Genomic DNA, 20,792 nt, shown 5'->3' with positions numbered 1-20,792 from the left:
CCAGCGCCGGGCGCTATGAGGGGCGGTTTCGTTTCCAGCTAACCGATTTGGGCCCCGTTACCAGCCAAGAGCCGGTGTTGGTCAGTGATAGTTTCAAGACGAGTTCAGGGGGAATAAGCGTGCCAAAAGATCCGATTGACAATTCAAAACCATTCGAGCCGACGGATGGGGATTGGAAACTGATTCATTCCATTCTTTCATCCAGCGACAGCGCGGCAATTAACGCGCATTTCGAATTCTTCGACATTGCAGAAAAAACGGTTCTGCCTCCGCAGGGCATGTATGTCGTTCTTTCCGGCATCGTCCAGTTACGGCAGGACGGAACAACTTTGACCACCGCCGATACCGGCGACTATTTCTACGAAGAGCATCTTGAAATCTTTGACATTCCCGTCAGCCTCGAGGCCGTGGCCACGCCCGGCACCAAGCTGGCTTACCTGTCCAGCAACCAATGGTTCGAAATCCCGGTCAAAATCCGCGAAGCCTGTTACGCAACCCTGTTCGGCGATCTGGTCAGCGTGCATTTGCAGAACTTCCAGCAACCGATCAACTGTTGCAGTGTCACGGCGGCCGCGCTCAGCATGTCGGCATTGGGCTTCAGTTGCGAGGTCAACGACATCTTCCGCGAATGCGCTTTGCCCACATCCTTTGTTGTGAATGACGGGATTTCATTGGGCGAACTTTATGACGTCGCCTGCACATTCATCCACACGCAGGGCCTGCGCAAGAAGATACAAGTGCAGGCCTATTTCATGGACGAGGCCACGACCTCGGTCGATCTGCTGCTTGCGGCGATTGACGAATCCAACCGGGTGGGCGGCGACAACGACATTCTTGTGGCGAATTTTCAAGTCGGCGTGGCGCATGGCAAACAGAACATGCCCGGCGGTCACTTTGCGATCATCGCGAAATGCAACCCCAGCACCGGGTTGGTGCATATGATGGATGTCCACCCCGAGAAATACGGCAAGCTGTGGGTGACGACAATTGACCGGCTATGGGCAGGTATGTCGGACCGCGACGGAACCTCGATGCGGTCGCGGGGGATTTTGCGATTCTCGGCATTGGATGCGGTGAAGACCACGCTGCAAACGCTGCAACAGGATTGCAACTACGTAGACAGCACCGAATATCTGGCAAAAGACCCCAAGAAACGCCGCAACCTGTTCCGGCGGGCCAGCCCTAACATGAACTCGATGGGGGTTTTGGCCGAAAGCCTGAACATTCTGGGCGACCAGCAGGTCGACGAAGACAAGCTGCTGATCGCGACACAGGCCAATCTGACGGACGCGCTCAGCCGTGTGTCCACGGCCAAGGAGATGCACGCGCTGGCGCAGCGCTATCTCAGCCAGACACCTGACGTGCATCTGGGCAGCACATTCCGAAGCTATGCAGAACGCCCCGACAAGGACGACAAATCGCCCGAGGACTGGTTCCGCGATCAGTTGCACAGCCTGAATGCGCACGACGATCGCCATCTGATGATCAATATTGATTTCAACCGCGTGCTGGGGTTCGAAGTCATCCGCCCCCCCGCAAATGTCTTTCGCGAGACAGCCCTGCTGGAAGAGTTCTGGTGCCTTTGCATCGCCTATGACGAAAAGACCGATCTGGTTACGGTCGTGGATATGAGCCCGGCAACCTCGCAAGTCTGGCAGGCCCCGCGCGGGCATATCTTCCGCGGTCTGCGCGACCTCGGAAACCCGGCAATGTTGGTGATCGAGGAACATGAACCGCCCGAAGACCCCACGGATGTCGAACGCATCGTCAACACCAACCCGATTGTGCTGTTCTACGCGGATGAGGACCCCTGGTCCTATATGCTGCGCAGTATGTTGGCCAATATCGGCATCACCAGTGCCCGGCTGATTGACGTCGAAGGCCACGGGGCCAACGTAATGAAAATGCGGCGGCAATTGACGATAATGACTGGGAAGGAAAACCCACCCTACCTGTTCTTCAAGGGCGAATGCCTGGGTCGCAGAAAAGATATTGTCGATGTGGTGCTGGATGGCAGCTTTCAGAAAAGCGTCAAAGAAGCCGGGCTGCCGGTGCTGCTGCGCCATGAATCGCCCAGTCTGGACAAGAACATCTTTGGCTACCCCAAGGGCGGGTTGACCGATGCGCCCAGCGAAAAGCGCAATGTGCTGCTGTGTGCCTGCGGGTCGTCGGCGGCAGACAAGGTTCCCGATCTGGTCAAGCGGATCAAGGATGCGGGGCATAACGTCAAGCTGATCCCGTCCGTGTCAGCCGAGAAGTTTTTCCGCGATATCGAGGTCGAAGAGGAAACCGGCAATATCAAGAAAGCCAAACCAAAGACGATCGAGGATTACATCTCGCATCACGACTATTACCGCGACGATGACGAATGGAATTTCCGCTATACCGAGTTCGGGATGCCCCTGCGCGCCTCGCATCTGGCGCTGTGTGACTGGGCCGACTGCGTGATCGTGGCGCCGGTGACCTGCAACACGATGGGCAAGATCGCCAACGGGATCGCCGACAACCTGCTGACCTCGGTCTTTGTGGCATGGCAATACCGGAACAAGCCGGTGATCCTCTGCCCGGCTTGCAACACAAACATGTGGAACAATGTCACCACCCAGAACAATGTCGAAAAACTGCGCGATCTGGGGGTCGATATCGTTGGCCCGCGCAAGGGTCGATTGTCCAACGGCATGATGGGGATCGGCATGATGGCCACCCCGGATCAGATCATGGAGGTGTTGGACGAGGCGTTCGAAGAACTGGCCGATCAGGAACACAATATCTGCAAATGGGCGCAGGAGGCTGCAGCCTCGGACGAGTTCGCGCAATGGACTCGTGTTTTTGACGCTATCGACAAGGGCATGGCCGGGATCGACATCGTGGATGACAGCAACGGCGATACCCTTCTGCACTATGCGGCGGGGGGCGAAGGCGAGCTGCATGAAAACGGCCAGAACCTTGGCAAGCCCGATCTTGAGGCGGCGCAGGAGTTGATTAACCGCGGCATCGACGTCAACGCCACCAACGATCACGGGTTTACCAGCCTGCATGTGGCGGTGATGAACAACTCGGCCAAAATGGTCGAAGTGCTTCTAGGCGCGCCAGGTATCGACGCCAGCAACTGCATCAACTTCCTGCGGGACCCGAAGAATGCCAAAGACGTAAAGCAGGTCAAACCCAAGATCAGGGCCATGCTGGATGACTGGGCCAATGCCCATACCGTCATCGCGCCCGAGGAAGACCACGACAATGATCTGATCGACGACCGCGAGCGGACCTATCTGTATTTCACCTACGGGTCGCTCAAGAAAGGGTTCCCCAACCACGACGCCCATGCAGACGTGCTGGACGATTTCGTGGGTGAGGCCGTTACCCGGCAACGCATGCCCCTGATCGTCCCGCACGAGCCGCATTGCGACAATCCCAATTGCGGCTACCTGCACCGGATGGCCACGCTGGTCGATCAGAAAGGGCGTGGCGAACCCATCCGGGGTGAGGTCTATCGCGTCTCATCCTCGGGGCTGAAGGAGTTGGACAAGCTCGAAGGCTATCACGGCCCCGGCTCGCCCGAGAATGTCTATGTCCGCAAGCGGATCAACGTGCTGATGGACGGGGTCAAGAAGCCTGCCTATGTCTACGTCATCGCCCACCCGACCAAATATCTGGACCAATGGGCCGACGGCACGTCCGGCGTCGTGGCGGAATACACGCTGGACATGGCCACGGGCACGCCGAAACCGGGGTTCCAGCCAACGCCCTAGTTAAGCATCTCAATCACGGCTTCATCCTCGGGGTCGGCCTTGAGACTAAGGTTATAGGCCGTGATCGCCACCGTGCAAATCAACACAAAGGGCCAGAACGCGGCCTTTGGGATCAGGTTGTCCCGGTAGTGGATGAACCGCAGGGACGGCACGGCCTCGGACGCGAACAGGTAGGTGTTCACCGAAACGGCCAGCAACAGGAAATACATCAGGAAAAAGAACGATTCCATATAGATCACCGGCGATCCGGCAAAGCCTTCACGCAGTTGCACATGCGCCAGCAGGATCACGAAGAACAGAACCGAACAGGTGCCAATCACGCTAGAGGTGCTGAAATCGTGCCGCTCGATCAACTCGGGCCGGCGGGTCACGGTCATGACTGCGCCAAACAGCAGCATCGTAACGACGATCAGGGGGATCATGTGAACGACGAAGGCGTTGCCGAAGTTGCGCTTGATGACAAAGTTATAGTGCAACTCGGGCAGGTTGGTCTGGAATTCGGCATCACTGATGCCCAGCGTGGTGCCCAGATCGGACAGGCGATAGTCGAAATAGGTATTCTCGCGCTCCCACGTGCCCATGACGATGCGGCTGTCGATCCCGAATATGTCATCGGGGCCCGTGGCTGGATAGGCCGCGAAATCGGGGATCAGGGCCACGGCGGTGTCGAAACTGGCGGGCCAGAACCGGACCCATACGGTTTTATGGTCGAAGGGATAGCTGGTGTAGTCGAAATTCTGCCGTAGGGTCTGTTCAAAATACCAGCCGATCAGTTCTTCGCCGTCCTGATCCATGCGATAGGCTTCTTCGATCATCCCGCTGGCGGCGTCCGAGGCATCGGGCAGCACGAACCCGACAGCATCGCCGGTCGGTTTGATCGCGTCATGCACACCGTCTTCGTAATGCTGCCAGACATATCCGGTGACATGGACATCGCTGGCATCGGTGAAAACAAACGACTTGATGAAAATTCCGGTCCTGACCTGATACTCCGGCACGTTTTCCAGGTCTTGCAGATAGCCGTCGACCGATGCCTGATCAGGCAGTTGCGTCGGGTCGCCTTCGAAATGGTTCAGCGCCACCAACAGCCTGAACAACAACACAAGCAGTCCAAGCGTCAGGGCACCGGAAATCAACCAAACCTTCTTTTCGATACTCATTCAGTCCCTTTCAAACTTGGTCCAGACGTCCGACCAGGGACTGTGTGATACCCATCTCAGAGAAACCAGCGCCCAGCGCTTCGAACTCTTCATGTGCGCTTAACGGGATGCCCCAACCACCGCACGCGGCCAGAACCTTGGTGTGCTGGATCGAAAGATCGACCATTGGCAAAGGCTCATCGGCGGTAAAACGGGCCAATGCGTCGGCATATCCGGTGGCCTTGTCCCATTCCTGCCGCGCCAGCATGACGGCGCTTGCATCGGGGTAGAAATGCAAATGGCTGTGCCCGACGCAGCCCTCGGCAATGATCTGTGCGCCCAGTTTCAAGTGTTGATCCTGTTTGTCAGGGTCTGTTTCAGCCAAGGCCAGCGCCGACAGCGCCTTTGGCCCCACAAAGTTGCGCCCATGTTCCAACGCAATGTCCACGGCCCGCCGACCTGTTTCGCGCGCCTGATCCTTCTGCCCGGCATAGACCTGTGTACGTGCCAGATGCTCCAGCGCCTGCGCCTCCAGCCGCTTGGCCCCAACTCGGGCGGCAATTTCGGCCGAGAGGGTAAAGGACTCCAGCGCGCCGTCCATTTCACCCAAAAAGGTCTGCGCCACACCAAGACATGTTTGGGCCACACATTCCGGCACAAAGGCAAAGTACTTCTGCGAAATCTCTATGGCTTCCTGCGCGTCCACCTTGCCTTGCGCCACGTCGCCGGAATAGCTGCGCGCAACGCTGAGATTGTGCAGGTTCGCAGCCATATCCCGCACCAATCCTTCTTCGCGCGCGCGCTCGACGGCCTGCGTGTAAAACCCGGTCGCCGACCGCATGGTGGCATTCATGAAATTGGCGTCACCAAAGCCGCTAAGAGCGCCCACCTCCAACCGCGCCGATTGTAACTTGCGCGCCAAAGTCAGCGCTTTTTCATTGCTGGCCAGTGCCTTTTCGACCTGACCCAGCGGGAAATAGATATTGCCGCGCACATAGTTGATCTGCGCGATGTCTCTTTCCGATCCGCAGCGTTCAGCGGCGGCCTCGGCAATTTCAAGGCTATCCAGCGCCTCTTGGTACAGGCTTGCCTGCCGGTCGGTTTGCGCCAACCCGATATAGGCGCGGCAGGTCTGCTCATCGGTCTCGGCAAGCCTGGCTGCCTCTTTGAACTCGCGCAGCGCGTCTTCTGAATATCCCTGCAACCGGTGCGTTTCCCCGCGTGCGCACAACAGATCGAACCGAACACCATCCGGGGCCGGTAATTCCAAAGCGCGCTCGATCAGGGGGCTGGCTTCATCATATTGGAAGCCCAGAATCAGGTTCTCGGCGGCTTCAAGATAGGCTTGCGCCGCGTTGCTGGCCCCGGCGCGATCCAAATGCTGTGCGCGCAGGGTCGCGTCCCGCTCTTCAAACCATTTGGCAGCCTCGCGGTGCAGCCGTGTACGCTCGGACTTTACCAGCGTGGCATAGGACCCGTCCCGGATCAGGGCGTGCGCAAACATCAGATCTGTCCCTGCCTCGCGGATCAGGGCCGAGCGGATCAGTGTCGAGGTATCCAGATGCCCTTTTCCCAGAATAAAGTTCAAAACCTCAGGCCAGAAACGCTGCCCCAGAACCGAGGCCGCCTGAATCGCGGATCGGCTGGACGGATCCAATGCATCCAGCCGTGACTGAACAATGCCTTGGATGCTGCCGGGAACCGAGTCTCGCTTGAGCACGTCGATATTGCGCAGCAACTGCTCAAGAAACAGCGGGTTGCCACCTGCCCGACGCACACAGGCGTCCAGAAGTTCGGGGTCTATGCCGGTGAACTCTTCGACCAGTTGCCGGGCCTGATCATCCCCCATAGGTGCCAGTTCCAGTTTCGAAACCAGCGCGCCCTCGGTGCCAAGCTGCCAATCGCGATCAATCGGGTCGCCTTCGACACGGCTGGTCATCAGCAACACACAAGGCAGGTCACGCGTAGCGGCCGCGATATGGGCGCAAGCCGTCAGGATGTCGGGCGTCGCCCAGTGGATATCCTCGATCTGGATCAAGAGCGGGCTGTCCTGACTGCAGGCGGCAATCAACTCGTCAATCACCTGACGCCGCCCGCGCAGGCGGGTGGCATTGTCCATGACTGCATAGACTTCGGCCAGTCCGGGGTCCTGTTCAAGCTCAAGCAGCGCGTTCAGATGCGTGGCATTGGACGGCGACACCCAACCCTTGCCGATTGCGCTTTTGGCCACCTCAGCGCAGGTTTCGGCGTTATCGGTTGCCTCAAGCCCCAACATGCTGCGGGCCACGGATTGAATGGCTGAATGCCCCTCGCGCGCACCGAAATCCATGACGACGCCGGTATGCACGGCGTAAGACAAGCTGTCGGCAAGTTCGGCAACCTGTTCGGACAGATGCGTCTTGCCGATGCCCGGCTCACCCAGAACGATATGAACCTCGCCCTTGCCGTGCCGCTGGCATCGGTCGAACGTGGCCGAGAACAACGACATCTCGCGCTCGCGACCCACAAAACGGTGACGGCGCGAACGGATGTTCCGCGCCATCCGATCCAGCCGCCAAAGCTCGATGGGTTCGTTCAGGCCCTTGATGGCCTTGGCCCCCATAGACTCGCCCACGAAAAGCGGTCCCAACGCGCGCTGAATGTCGTGTGACACAAGCGTTTCACCCGGCGCAGCCATGTCTGTCACTCGCGAAGCAAGGTTCACCCCGTCGCCGGTGACGGTGTATTCGGTATGGGCCTCGCTGCCGGTTGTGCTGGCGATGACCTGCCCCGATGCGATTCCGATATGGCAGGACAGGGGCCGCGTCAGGGTGGGCAGAGCCGCATGAATCTCCAACGCAGCCCGCGCTGCGCGTTCGGTATCGTTGGTGTGTGAAATCGGCGCGCCGAATACAGCCATCACCGCGTCGCCGATATGCTTGTCGATCCGTCCGCCGAATTTTTCGACGACGTGATCCACCTTGTGAAAGAACTCGTTCAGCAGCGCGTGCATGTCCTCGGCGTCCAACTCGCTGGACAGCCGGGTAAACCCTGTGAGGTCCGCGAACATGACCGTGACTTGTCGCTTTGCGGGCTCAAGCGGGGTTTGCGGTTCATAAGGTTGAACAAGGTCGACTGGTTCAAGTTCGGAAATCGCACGCAAAAGACGCCGGCGGTCACCGACGGCGGTCACTCCGATTTCGATCAGGTCTTCGCCCGTCAGATCGGGCAAAATTGCGAAATCAATTTTGTTATCCAAAAAGGCCTGCGCATAGTCAGACAAACCAAGTGCGCTTAGCCAGTCCCTAAGGTCCTGAGACATATCGCCCCTCTGAAGCCCCCAACTTCAGACATAGGCGTAGCACAGCAGACCCGTCCGAGTCTGCAATCGTTAATTAATTTTATTTTTTGGTATAGCCCAAAGCCCGAAAATCGGGCGTTGGGTTCAAGTTTCAGCTTCTAATCCCTCGGTCGACAGATCGTCGAGTTTGGGCATCAGGCGCAGCAATTCGCTTGCGTATTCAGTTTGCGGGTTGGCAAACAGATCGTTGGTCTCTTGCAGTTCGACCACCTTGCCCTGTTTCATAACCGCGACCCGGTCGCACATCTGGCGCACCACCGGAAGGTCATGGCTGATGAACAGCAAGGTCAGACCCAGATGTTCCTGCAAATCCTTCAGGATGTTCAGGATTTGAGCCTGAATCGACACGTCCAGCGCACTGGTCGGTTCGTCACAGATCAGGAAACGCGGCTGCGTGGCAAGGGCGCGCGCAATCGAAATCCGCTGACGCTGACCGCCCGAGAATTCATGCGGGTATTTCAACCCGGCCTCGTGACCCAGCCCCACCTGATCCAACAGCTCATCCACGCGGCGCTTGATGTCGGTTCCGTCCATCAACCTGTGATGACGGATCGGTTCGGCCACGATCTCATCCACGCGCATCCGTGGGTTCAACGAGGAATACGGGTCCTGAAAGATCATCTGGATGTTCTTGCGATAGGCATCCAGCGCGGCTTTGTCGGTCAGGTCGCTGACCACCTTGCCTTCAAAAGTGATCGACCCGCCGTCAACCGGATACAGCCCTGCGATCATCCGCGCGACCGTGGACTTGCCCGAGCCGGACTCGCCCACCACGCCAAACACCTCGCCCGCGCGAATATCAAAGCTGACATCGTCAACTGCGGTGAAATAGGTGCGGTCCCATGGCAAAAGCCCACGCTTTTGCAGGAACTTCTTGGTCAAGTTGCGAATTTCGAACACAGGCTTGCTGGTGTCATTGTCGACCTTGGGCCAGTGGCGGGCCATATCCTCGATCGCAAAGCGGGTTTCGCGCCCGCCATAGCTGATCTGGGGAAAGCGATGCAGTTTCAGCGTCGGGCGCGGCACGGCGGCGATCAGTGATTTGGTATATTCGTGGGTCGGCTGGCCCATGACTTGCGATGTCGGGCCACTTTCGACGACCTTACCCGCATACATCACCGTCACCTTGTCGGTGGTGTCCGCAATCACACCCATGTCGTGCGTGATCAGAATGACGCCCACCTGCCGTTCGGTCGCGAGTTCCTTGATCAGGTCCAGAATCTGCGCCTGAACAGACACATCCAGCGCGGTCGTCGGTTCATCCGCAATGATCACGTCGGGTTCTGTGCAAAGCGCCAGAGCGATCACAACACGCTGCCGCATCCCGCCCGAGAACTGGTGCGGGTATTGATCCAGCCGCGTATCAGGGTCAGGGATACCCACCCGGTCAATCAGATCGCGGGCCCGTTTGTTGGCCTCGGCATCCGAGCCACCCAGATGCGCCTGAATAGTCTCGACCAGTTGCTCGCGCACGGTGAACAGCGGGTTGAGCGAAGTCAGCGGATCTTGAAAGATCATCGAGATCTTCTTGCCGCGCAGCCCACGCATCGCCTCGGCGTCGATACCGCTGATCTGGTCGCCGCTCAGCTTGATCGTACCGCTTGCGATACGACCGGGGCGGTCCAGCAGCCCCATGATGGCGGCGCCGATCGTGGATTTACCGGCACCGGATTCGCCCACCAGCCCATGGATTTCACCCGGTTCAACCGACAGATCCACATGGTCCACGGCGGTAAACAATTGGCGGCGGGTCGGGAATTCGACCGTCAGGTCATTGATTGTCAGAAGGCTCATGAAATCACCGCAGCTTGGGGTTCAGCGCGTCGCGCAGCCAGTCGCCCAGCAGGTTTACGGACAAGGCCAGCGCCAGAAGGGTGCAGGCCGGGAAGAACAGAATCCACCACTCACCCGAGAACAGGAAGCCCTGCCCAATGCGGATCAGCGTGCCCAGCGACGGCTGAGTCGGAGGCGCGCCAACACCAAGGAAACTCAGCGTCGCCTCGGCAATGATCGCCAGCGCCAATGAGATCGTGGCAATCACCAGAACCGGGCTGAGGACGTTGGGCAAGATATGGCGGAACATGATCGGGAAAGACCCGCGACCGATCAGGCGCGCGGCCTGAACGTATTCCTTGTTTTTCTCAACCAGCGCCGCGCCACGCACCACGCGCGCGAATTGCACCCAGTCAGACAAGGCAATCGCGACGATCAGAACATAGATCGCCATCTCATCCCTGTATTCCGGTGGGGTAACACCCTTTGCGATACCAAAGATCAGCATGGCGACCAGAATGGCCGGGAAGGTTAGCTGTACGTCGGCAATCCGCATGATCAGAGTCTCGATCCAGCCACCGAAATAGGCCGCGACCAGACCCAGAACAACGCCGATAATCAAAGCCAGAAGCACCGCTGAGGCCCCCACGAACAGGGAAATCCGCATCCCGTAAAGGATGGTCGAGAACACGTCCCGCCCCTGATCGTCGGTGCCCAGCAGAAATGTCTCCTGTGTGAACGCGTTGGGTGTGCCAGGCGGCGTAAACCCGTTCATCAGGTTCAGCGACGAAGGATCGAACGGGTTATACGGTGCAATCAGCGGCGCAAAGATCGCCGACAGCACCAGAACAACGACAACCAGCGTGGCAATAATCGCCACAGGCGAATGCCGGAAGGACCAGGCGAAATCGCTGTCCCAGAACTTGGCAAACCGCGTCTTTTCCGGGGCTTTGGGGGTATCGAGAGTATCGGTCATGTGGCCCTCGCGTCGACACGCAGGCGCGGGTCAATGGCATAGTAAAGAAGATCGACAATCAGGTTGATCGTCACGAACATGACCGAAATCAGCATCAGATAGGCGGCCATGACGGGAATATCGACGAACTGGATCGCGTTGATGAACAACAGGCCGACACCCGGCCACTGGAACACAGTCTCGGTGATGATGGCGAAAGCGATGATCGACCCAAGCTGCAATCCGGTAATGGTAATCACCGGCACCAGAGTGTTCTTCAGCGCATGGCGGAAGTTGATCACCCGGTCCGACAATCCACGGGCACGGGCAAAGCGGACATAGTCAGCGCGCATCACCTCAAGCATTTCAGACCGCACCAACCGCATGATCAACGTCATCTGATACAGGCCCAGCGTGATCGCCGGGAGGATCAGCGCCTTGAGCCCCGAGGTCGTCAGAAAACCTGTGGACCACCAGTCTCCAATCATAACGGTCTCGCCCCTCCCGAAGCTGGGCAGAAGGTCAAGTTCAACCGAGAAGATATAGATCAGCAATATACCGATTAGAAACGTGGGCAACGAAACCCCGATCAGACTGACAGTCATGATCACGTTCGCAGCGAGCCCTTGTCGTCGTATCGCCGTAAATACGCCCAGAGCGATGCCCAGCGTGATTGCAAGGAAACCGGACACAAAGGCAAGCTCCAAAGTCGCAGGCGCGCGCTCGGCTATGATCGTCGACACCGGGCGGCCTTGGCGGTATGAAACGCCGAAATTGCCCTGCACGGCACCTTGCAAGAACTTGAAGTATTGAACCGGAAATGGTTGATCCAAACCAAGCTCGGTGCGAAGGCGGTCGATGTCAGCCTGAGTGCGCTCTTGCCCCAGCATGTTGTCGATCGGATCGCCAACAAACCGGAACATTGAAAACGCGACCAGACCCACGACCAGCAACACGATCACGGATTGGAACATCCTTCGGACGATATATGCGAACATTCACTTTCCCCATTGATCTTCGTGTCTACGCACGCCCTGACCGAATGGTCAAGATGTCGCGGGTGACAGCGACCGTCTATCCTGCGGAGCCGTCCAGTCGACCTCTGGCCCCAACGGGACAATACCCAGAGGATTTCTCAGCTCGGATGGTGAGAAATACCCTGCCTTATAGATGTCTGGTTTGACTGTCCGCCCGATCTCGGGTCGTGCATAGAGATCGCGCGCATATCCCCACAGGTTCGGGTAGTCAACCAGCCGCCGCAAATTGCAGCGGAATGCGTAGTGATACGCCACATCAAAGCGCGCAAGCGTCGGAAACAGGCGCAGATCAGCTTCGGTCAGGACGTCACCGCAAAGATAGCGGTTGGTGTCCAGATGCGATTCGATTTCGTCCAGCATGGCGAAGACGTCCTGAAACCCGGCTTCATACGCCTCTTGCGTGCGGGCAAACCCGGCGCGATAGACGCCATTGTTCAGGTGCGGGTAAATCTTTGCGTTCCAGTAGTCGATCTGCTCCAGCTTATCCGGCGGGGCAAGGTTCGGGCCATATCCTTCAAGCGTACCCAGCATCCGCACCAGATCGGCGGATTCATTGGACACAGCACAGTTTTCGACACGATCCCACAGCAAGGGAACCGTGACACGCCCGGTATAGGCGGGATCAACCCTTGCATAGACCTGATGCAGCGCGGTGACGTTGAACAGGGAATCGGAATACTCACCCTCGAAGTCATAGACCCAACCATCGGGCGTTCGACGCGGGCGGGCATAAGCAACCGTGATCACGTCTTCCAAACCCTTGACCGCGCGGGTCAGCAAAACCCGATGCGCCCAAGGGCAGTTCCACGCGGCGTAAAGGTGGAACCGACCCGCTTCAACAGGATCACCCGGCAAAGCGTTGCGGATGGTCGACGCCTGACGGCGGTATGCGCCGTCAAGCTTTGAGTCCGGGGCGGGGTCTTCCAAATGGTAGACCCCGGCGATCATTACACCCATGCGGTCAGTTCACCGTCACCCAGCGTAGTATGAAGAAATTGTCCGGGCGTTGTGTCAGGTCGATATTGCTGCCGGTCCCCCAGACTAGGGGCTGCACGTACATCGGCACGTACACATGGTCGTCTTGATAAATTGCCGTCACCTCATCCAGCATGGCCTGACGTTTTTCGGCGTCCAGCTCCGACTGAATCATCGGCAAAAGCTCATCTACCCGCTCGTTCGAGTAGCCGCCGAAATTCCAACTGCCCAGTTTCTTTTCCTCGTTCGGCGTGGCGACAAGGAAGCGCACGGGATGTTCGGCATCAAAGGTTCCGGGGCTCCAGCCCAGCAGATACATGTCGTAATTGTCTTCACGCAGTTCCGGCCAATAGTTGCGGACAGGCATGGCATCCAGTTCCGCCGTCACTCCGATCTGAGCCAACATGCTGACAATCGCCTGACAGACCGCTTCGTCATTCAGATATCGGTCATTCGGGCATTTCAGACCGAACGAGAACCCATCGGCATAACCGGCCTCGGCCAGCAACGCCTTGGCCCCTTCGACATCAAAGGCGGGGCGTTCGGCATTGGCCTCGGAATAACCACTCATGGCTGGGCTGACCAATTGCGAGGCGGCCTCGGCATTGCCACGCATGGTCGTGGCGAGAATGGCATCGACATTCACCGCGTTCGCGATGGCCTGACGGACCCGCACGTCACGGAACGGGTTCGGATTGCCTGCGTCATCGGTGTATTTCAACGCTTCGGCTTCGTGGTCAAAGCCCAGCATGATCACGCGCGCCTCGATCCCCTGAATGACGTCGACATCGCCATTTTCCTTCAGGCGCGCAACGTCCTGAATGGGGACAGGGTTGATCATGTCCACATCGCCCGACAGCAGCGCCGCCACAGCGGTCGCCGGGTTTTGGATCGGGTTGAACTCGGCGCGGGTAATGTTGTGCTCGACCTCACCCCACCAGTCGCCATGCGGCTCTAACACAGTCTTTAACCCCGGTTCTCGCTCTGTCACCTTGAAGGCCCCAGTGCCATTTGCGTTGATCGTGGCGTAGTTGCCAGATTCCTTGTCGGGCGCAGCGGCATCATTGGCTTCGGTCCATCCCTGATCCATGATCATCCAGTTGGCGATCGAGGACGGAAACAGCGGGTTGGGTGCTGTGGTCATGATGTCGACGGTGTAATCGTCTACCACAATCACCTCACTGACCGGGGCGAACCAACTGCGGGTATCGGCGGCCTCACCCGAGGCGCGCTGATAGCTGAACAGCACGTCCTGCGCATCAAAACTGCTGCCATCATGAAAGGTCACGCCCTCACGCAGCTTGAATCGCCAGCCGTCGCCCTCTCCGATGGGCTCCCAGCTTACGGCCAGTGCGGGTTCGACCGTCATGTCTTTGCCGCGACGCACCAGCCCTTCGTAGACATTGTTGAGAAAGCCCAGGACCGGGGCTGAGTTGACGGCGTGCGGATCCATGGTCTGCGGATCAGTGGTCGAGGCCCATTTGAACTCGGCCGCCTGAACACTGGTCGCAGCTAAAAGGGCCAGGCCAATGGCGCTGTTTCTGAGGATCATTGTGATGTCTCCCTGTTTTCTGCTGCCGAGTGTTCTTGGTTTTTTGTGCGCACGCAAGGAATTCTCAGGCCGACACAAAAAAACAGGGCGCGAAACTCGCGCCCTGCCTGATACTTGTTGGAACCGATTTAGTTCATGGTAAAGTATTTGACCTTGGGCTGGTCTTCGGCATCCACTTCGATGCCTACACCGTCGGCCATACCCCAGTTCAGGACCTGGTGGTGAATGGGGATATAAAGTGCTTCATCCTGAACCACGCGCCAGATGTCGGCGATGTCGGCATTCCGTGCGTCAAGATCAGTGTTGGACGCCAGCGACTTGATCTTCGCGTCCAGCGCATCGTCCTGATAGCCGGTACCATTCCACGTGCCGATATCGTCTTCGCGACCATGTACAAGGAAGTTGAAGATGTATTCCGAGTCATATGTCGGCACACCCCAACCCAGCATGTAGAAGTCGGTCTTGCTGTCGGTGATCAGCGGGAAGTGCTGCGCTTTGGGCTTGGCGTCCAGATTCACGGTCACGCCAATCTGACCCAGCATCCCAACGGCCGCCTGACAGATCGCCTCATCGTTGATGTAGCGGTCATTCGGGCAGTCCAGCCGCAGCGAGAAACCGTCAGGATAGCCCGCCTCGGCCATAAGTGCCTTGGCTTTTTCCAGATCGGTTGAGGATTCACCGTCCATTTCGGCGGTCCAGCCGTTGACGAATGGCGGTGCGATCATACCCGCAGGCTGCGACTGACCGCGCATCACGACCTGCTTGATCGCATCGCGGTTGATCGCCATCGACATCGCCTGACGCACCCGCACATCGGCCAGAGGATTCTTGCCATCGACGTTATCCGCTTCGATGTCGTCCGAACCCTGGTTCATACCAAAGAAGATGACGCGGTTCTGCGGGGCTTGCTTGACCATCAGGCCATCGGCGCCGTTTACGCGCTCAATATCCTGCACCGGCATGTCCTGCAGGAAGTTCACCTCGCCCGACAGCATCGCCGCCACACGGGTCGCAGCGTTCTGGATGGGGGTATAGACGATTTCGGTCACTTCCATCGGGAACTGGTCGATGCCCCAATAGTCGTCGTTGCGCACCATCACGGTTTTCACGTCAGGCTCGCGGCTTTGCAGTTTATATGGCCCCGTGCCATTGGCGTTGGTGGTCGCATAAGTGATCTCGCCACCTTCGAAATCCTGCACGTTGACGGTGTTGTTCGCTTCTGCCCAACCCTTGTCCAAAATGAACAGGTTGGTCAGGTTCGACGGCAGGATCGGGTTCGGGCCATCGGTGACAATCTCGACGGTATAGTCATCAACCGCGCGCACTTCAGTGATAGAGCCGATCAGCTCTTTCATGTCCGAGTTCGGCTGCTTGGCGCGCTCAAAGCTGAACACCACGTCTTCGGCGTTGAAGTCAGCGCCGTCATGGAATTTCACACCCTCGCGCAGCTTGAAGACCCAGACATTCGGGTCATCTGCCTTGGGCCCCCACTCGGTCGCAAGCGCGGGTTCAAACGCACCGGTCACATCGCGGATGATCAGCGGCTCGTACATCTGGTGGCGAATGGTGTGTGACGGACCTTCGTTTTGCGAGTGCGGGTCAAGCGTCAGCGCATCGCCAGCACGCGCCCAGCGCAAGGTTTCAGCCGATGCGCCTGCCGCCATCAATGCAGTCGCACTGGCAGCAATCATCAGGTTTCTTAGGATCATTTTAGTCTCCCCGGGTTTTCGTTAATGCCGCCTTTCAACGGCCGACCGTTTTTTCGGTCCTGGTGGCCATGATCATCCAGATCATTTTGACAGTTGCAACACCTGATTGTGACCAAACCGAATTGATGCAGTCACAAATTCCGTTTTGCCCAAAAAACAAATCTGCTTCCCAACCCCGAAGGATTTGTCAAATGCTCAATCGAAGAGGAATTTGAAAGTTTTCTAGGCTCTAACTATGGGAAAATCGCTGCAAACATCAAGTGAGTCACCCAGTATGGCCTGAGGGTCGCGCTATTCCGCAGTAGGGTTTTCCAGCGGTTGTTTTATTTTCGCAGGCGCACAACTATCACCTCAATGAAGATATTTATCAGGGTTTTTGTTTCAGGCTTATTGCTTGTTGCCGTGTTGCTAATCGGTTTTCGACTGGCAGCCGGCGCGCGGGAAACACTTGCCTTCGGTCATGATTTACCAAATGGGGGACGGCTGATTGGCACGTCCGAGGGCGCTGTTTTCGTACTGGAACGCGGGCAGCCACAGAATACCCCTGTCGTATTTGCGCATGGTACGGCCGCCTGGTCAGGGTTGTGGCAGCCCACTCTTGACGCGGTGTCAGAGGCCGGATTTCACGCAATCGCCTTTGATATGCCCCCCTTCGGTTGGTCGGAATATCCGCAAACGCCCGAGTATGACCGTGTAAAACAGGCAGAGCGTGTCGGTGCCCTGCTCAAGGCGCTGGATCAACCGCCGATAATTGTGGCTCATTCGATTGGCGCGGGTCCGGTGGTAGAAACCGTCATGCGCCGACCTGACCTTGTGTCCGGAATGATCGTCGTAAACGGTGCCATTGGTCTGGGCACTCATGAATCCGCAACGGAAACACCCGTGTTTCTGATGAATCAGACCCTAAATAGGTACATTGTCGCCGCAACCATATCCAACCCTATGCTGACCCGGACATTCCTCCGCGGGTTTATCCACAACAAGTCCGCGGCAACGCCTGAACGCGTGGCCCTGTTGCAAGCCCCAATGCAGCGCGAAGGTTATACCGCAGCCGTGGCGCAATGGTTGCCTCATCTTATGGTTCCGCCTCAGGATGCACTCAGCACCCGGCCAGATAACTGGCGGGCGCTCGATCTGCCTGTTGGGATCATTTGGGGTGTCGAGGATACAGTAACACCACTGGATCAAGCCGCAGACTTGCGTGCTTTGATTCCAGACGCCCAATATGATGCCCTCTCGGGGGTAGGGCACATTCCGCAAATCGAAAGCCCTTTGGAATTTCAGGATACATTGATCAAAATGCTGACAAATATTGCCAACTCGCAGGGACATGAGGCCGAGTTATGACGAATTTCACCAGACGGGCCACCCTGTTTGCCGCAGGGGGCGTTGCAGGATGGGGGCTTTCACGTTGGTTAGGCTCGGATCTGCCGGTCTATGACGGGACCGACCGAACCTTTGCCCCGACGTCCGATACCATCATGAATGACGCCAGCGGGCTGTCACCGACACCGATCAACAAGCATCTGGTTCTGACCGAAGACGCAGGGGACAGGCTGATCACAGCGCTTCGCAACGAACTAGCCGAAGCCACCGCCGAAGGTCGCCCTGTCAACGTGGGCGCAGCGCGTCATTCAATGGGCGGGCAGGCCATTCCACGCGACGGGACGGCAATAACCTTTGACAATGGCGCTTTGCAGATCGACAGCGCAGCCAAAACCTATCGCGCGCATGCGGGTGCGCGCTGGTCACAGGTAATTGCCGCGCTGGACCCGGCGGGGTGGTCGCCCAAGGTAATGCAATCGAACCATGATTTCGGCGTTGCGGCCACTTATTCGGTGAACGCCCATGGTTGGCCCGTGCCGTTTGGACCGATGGGCTCGACGGTTCGGTCGCTGCGGATGCTTCTACCAACCGGAGAGCTGGTGACATGCTCACCCACCGAGAAAACCGACCTGTTCAATCTTGGCATGGGTGGGTACGGCCTGATTGGGATCATCGTCGATATGGACGTGGAAATGGTCCCAAACACCCGCCTGTCCCCATCATTCGAAGTGATGGAGGCACAGGGCTTTGCGGCCGCCTTTCAATCCGCGATCGACGACCCGGCCGTCACGATGGCTTATGGGCGGCTCAACGTGGAACGCGACACGTTTTTCGAAAAAGCGCTGCTGATCACCTATCGCGAGACAGATGACCAGACCGAATTACCGCCAGCCACAGGATCGGGGTGGATGTCGCACGCGGCCAGCCGCCTGTATCGGGCGCAATTGGGAAGCGAAGCGTTCAAAAGCTTCCGCTGGTGGAACGAAACGACGCTTGGGCCCGCACTGGGCGGCGGCGACGCAACCCGCAATTCCCTGATCAACGAACCGGTCGTCACACTGGACGACCGCAACCCGGACCGCACCGATATCCTGCACGAATACTTCGTGGGTTTCGATGCGTTCGACAATTTCCTGACCGCCTGCCGCGAGGTGATCCCCGCCTCGTATCAGGAGTTTCTAAACGTCACCCTGCGCTATGTCGCGCAGGATAATCAGGCGGTTTTGTCCTTCGCGTCCGAGCCCCGGATCGCCGCCGTAATGTCGTTCAGTCAGGAAATGACCCAACGCGCCGAGGCGGACATGGCTCGGATGACGCAGGCTTTGATAGACCGGATCGTCGAGATCGGGGGCGCATATTACCTGCCCTACCGTCCGCATGCGCGGCTGGATCAATTGACCTCGGCCTATGCGCGGGCAGCGGAATTTGCGCAGGCCAAACGCCAACTGGACCCCCGGCTTGTGCTTCGGAACAACCTTTGGGACAGCTATCTGGGGCAACTATGACCAATCTGCAAAAACTCTGCCTTGTATATTTCGTCGCGCTGATGATCGCGGCATCGCTGAATTATGTCCCCGGCCTGACGGATGAAAACGGACTGGCGTTCGGGATCTTTGCACTCGATATCTACGACGACGCGCTACACGTCGCCTCGGCGGTCTGGGCGCTGGTGGCCGGACTGTGGTCACACCGAGCCGCGCGCACCTTTTTGATCCTGTTCGGGCTGGCCTATCTGGGGGATGGCGTTTTCGGGTTTTTCACAGGCTATGGCTATCTGGATCTTGGCATCTTCACCAACGCGTCCGCAGGAATTGACCTGTCGATGGGACGTATTTTTGCAAACCTTCCACATCTGGCCTTGGGCGGTATCGCGGCTTGGGCGGGTCTGCGTGATATCAGGAGAACGGCATGAGATTTCTACTGCGCTGGATGCGCCGACTGGTTCTGCTGATTGTGGTCGTCGCGATCTGCCTTGTTGCCCCGATCGTCTATGTCGAGACAAGCTGCAAGGGAACGGCGCAGTTTCAACCCTATGACGCCCTGCTGCCTCCCGAACACCACCGGCCTGAGACCCGGACGCTGATGACCTATCCGGAATGGCACATCGTGCACGCCTATGAGGATTACGCCGAGGTTCTGCGGCAGGGCGATCCGCATGACTATGGTTTCTGGCAGGGAATCACCGGGTTCTGGAGCTCGCTCTGCGCCCTGTCGCAAAGCGCATCGGCCCATGGCGAGGTCGATGCTGCGACCAAGCAGATGGTCTATGTCATCGGCACCAGCTTCACGGCCGAGCTTGCTCTGAAGGCCGCCTATGAAGAGACACTGGGGCGCTTGTTCACAGCTCTGCGTGGGCCGCAACGTGCGCCGCTGGATGACCTGTCGGCGCAGCAGGCCGCAGAATACGCCCAGTTTCTGCAACAGGTGCCTTGGTACAAATGGCCCTTCGCAGAGAATGCGCATGACCTGTTGAGCCAATCCAGCGGGTCATTGCGTGACAGCGAACGCGCAATCGCCTTGGGGTTCGAAAACACGGTCAAAGACGGTTACGCCGGCCTTATCGAACAGGCAGTCGCTCAGGTGGGCGCGGATGAGCTTACCCTACGTATGATCGTTACCGGGCTCGAAACGCTTCCGACTTATCCGGATGTGCAGGTCATCGGCTCCAGACCCGAAGGGATTGAGATTGAAACGCCCCGGTATCGCGAATTGACAAACCTTATGGTCGATATGGCGCGCGATAGCGTTGATCTGGTCGAAATCGCGGGGAATGATGACATCATGTTTACGGCCCTGTCCGATCAGCCAACCGAAGAGGGAGCGGTTTTCAGCGCGCCGCGCCAGGGATTTGACGATTACCGTCACCTGATCGTGGTCAAGGTCCCGCAGCTTGCCGAACGGCTGCGTCAGTTGGACGGCTCTGGCCTGACGCTGGAACACATCCATGACTATTAGGTCCGTTCTGATCGCCCTGCCCCTTTTGGTGCTGGGCTGGCTATCGACATTGGTGGTCGTGGCGTTGCTAACGGGCGAAGCGCCAGCCTATGTGGTCGTGCTGCCGCAAGACCGGATGCTGGATAGGTTGCCGGGTGACACGGCAGTTCTGGCCGCGTCGCGGTTTAGCGTGACGGTGGCGTCAGACGCGCCGGGCTTTGCCAAGGCGCTCTATTCCAGCGGCGCACGGTTGGTTCTGCCTGCGGGCCTGCCGGGGTGCCTGCCCTTGCCAAAGGTATGAGG

General features: G+C 58.1%; 14 protein-coding genes. 6 read left to right on the top strand and 8 right to left on the bottom strand.

The annotated features are described in order from the left end of the window. Positions 1-119 precede the first annotated feature (119 nt). Complete coding sequence (locus GOV87_RS16030) at positions 120-3,749, top strand: flavoprotein (protein WP_171212447.1); 3,630 nt, start codon at positions 120-122, stop codon at positions 3,747-3,749. On the opposite strand, the gene GOV87_RS16025 is transcribed toward GOV87_RS16030, so the two are convergent. The 8 genes from GOV87_RS16025 to GOV87_RS15990 all read right to left on the bottom strand — a co-directional run bounded on the left by GOV87_RS16025 (position 3,746) and on the right by GOV87_RS15990 (position 16,229). Next, on the bottom strand, positions 3,746-4,909 hold the full coding sequence (locus GOV87_RS16025) for a hypothetical protein (RefSeq protein ID WP_171126634.1): 1,164 nt from the start codon (positions 4,907-4,909) through the stop codon (positions 3,746-3,748). The two genes, GOV87_RS16030 and GOV87_RS16025, sit on opposite strands and share 4 nt — an antisense overlap. A 10-nt stretch (positions 4,910-4,919) precedes the next feature. Continuing rightward, a complete protein-coding gene (locus GOV87_RS16020) occupies positions 4,920-8,189 on the bottom strand; it encodes an adenylate/guanylate cyclase domain-containing protein (RefSeq protein ID WP_171212446.1) in 3,270 nt (1,089 codons plus the stop codon). Between the two features lie 123 nt (positions 8,190-8,312). Next, the gene (locus GOV87_RS16015) at positions 8,313-10,022 is read right to left on the bottom strand and encodes an ABC transporter ATP-binding protein (RefSeq protein WP_171126632.1); all 1,710 of its coding nucleotides are present in this window, start codon (positions 10,020-10,022) and stop codon (positions 8,313-8,315) included. 4 nt (positions 10,023-10,026) lie between these two features. Beyond that, entirely contained in the window at positions 10,027-10,977 is a 951-nt protein-coding gene (locus GOV87_RS16010; protein WP_171125819.1) for an ABC transporter permease, read from the bottom strand. Continuing rightward, positions 10,974-11,954: an ABC transporter permease gene (locus GOV87_RS16005; RefSeq protein WP_171125816.1), complete on the bottom strand. Its 981-nt coding sequence runs from the start codon at positions 11,952-11,954 to the stop codon at positions 10,974-10,976. The genes GOV87_RS16010 and GOV87_RS16005 overlap by 4 nt, the downstream gene beginning before the upstream one ends. Before the next feature lie 48 nt (positions 11,955-12,002). Beyond that, complete coding sequence (locus GOV87_RS16000; RefSeq protein WP_171212445.1) at positions 12,003-12,950, bottom strand: glutathione S-transferase family protein; 948 nt, start codon at positions 12,948-12,950, stop codon at positions 12,003-12,005. A gap of 4 nt (positions 12,951-12,954) precedes the next feature. Beyond that, entirely contained in the window at positions 12,955-14,520 is a 1,566-nt protein-coding gene (locus tag GOV87_RS15995; protein ID WP_171212444.1) for an ABC transporter substrate-binding protein, read from the bottom strand. 128 nt (positions 14,521-14,648) lie between these two features. Further along, the gene (locus GOV87_RS15990) at positions 14,649-16,229 is read right to left on the bottom strand and encodes an ABC transporter substrate-binding protein (RefSeq protein ID WP_171126629.1); all 1,581 of its coding nucleotides are present in this window, start codon (positions 16,227-16,229) and stop codon (positions 14,649-14,651) included. Between the two features lie 354 nt (positions 16,230-16,583). Between GOV87_RS15990 and GOV87_RS15985 the strand changes: the two genes are divergently transcribed. The 5 genes from GOV87_RS15985 to GOV87_RS15965 are packed head-to-tail and all read left to right on the top strand — an operon-like array spanning position 16,584 to position 20,790. Further along, positions 16,584-17,576: an alpha/beta fold hydrolase gene (locus tag GOV87_RS15985; RefSeq protein WP_171212443.1), complete on the top strand. Its 993-nt coding sequence runs from the start codon at positions 16,584-16,586 to the stop codon at positions 17,574-17,576. Beyond that, positions 17,573-19,060 carry an FAD-binding oxidoreductase gene (locus tag GOV87_RS15980; RefSeq protein ID WP_171212442.1) on the top strand — a complete coding sequence of 496 codons (1,488 nt, stop codon included), beginning with the start codon at positions 17,573-17,575 and terminating at the stop codon, positions 19,058-19,060. Before GOV87_RS15985 ends, GOV87_RS15980 begins: the two co-directional genes overlap by 4 nt. Then, a complete protein-coding gene (locus GOV87_RS15975) occupies positions 19,057-19,467 on the top strand; it encodes a DUF4383 domain-containing protein (protein ID WP_170567454.1) in 411 nt (136 codons plus the stop codon). The genes GOV87_RS15980 and GOV87_RS15975 overlap by 4 nt, the downstream gene beginning before the upstream one ends. Beyond that, entirely contained in the window at positions 19,464-20,510 is a 1,047-nt protein-coding gene (locus GOV87_RS15970) for a hypothetical protein (RefSeq protein WP_171212441.1), read from the top strand. The genes GOV87_RS15975 and GOV87_RS15970 overlap by 4 nt, the downstream gene beginning before the upstream one ends. Next, positions 20,500-20,790, top strand: a complete 291-nt coding sequence (locus GOV87_RS15965; RefSeq protein ID WP_171212440.1) for a hypothetical protein — start codon at positions 20,500-20,502, stop codon at positions 20,788-20,790. Before GOV87_RS15970 ends, GOV87_RS15965 begins: the two co-directional genes overlap by 11 nt. The last annotated feature ends 2 nt before the right edge of the window (positions 20,791-20,792 follow it).

The organism is Ruegeria sp. HKCCA5426 (genome assembly GCF_013034585.1).
GTDB lineage: Bacteria > Pseudomonadota > Alphaproteobacteria > Rhodobacterales > Rhodobacteraceae > Ruegeria.
The sequence above is the reverse complement of the archived record's forward strand: the minus strand, read 5'-3'. Positions and strand labels throughout refer to the sequence as shown.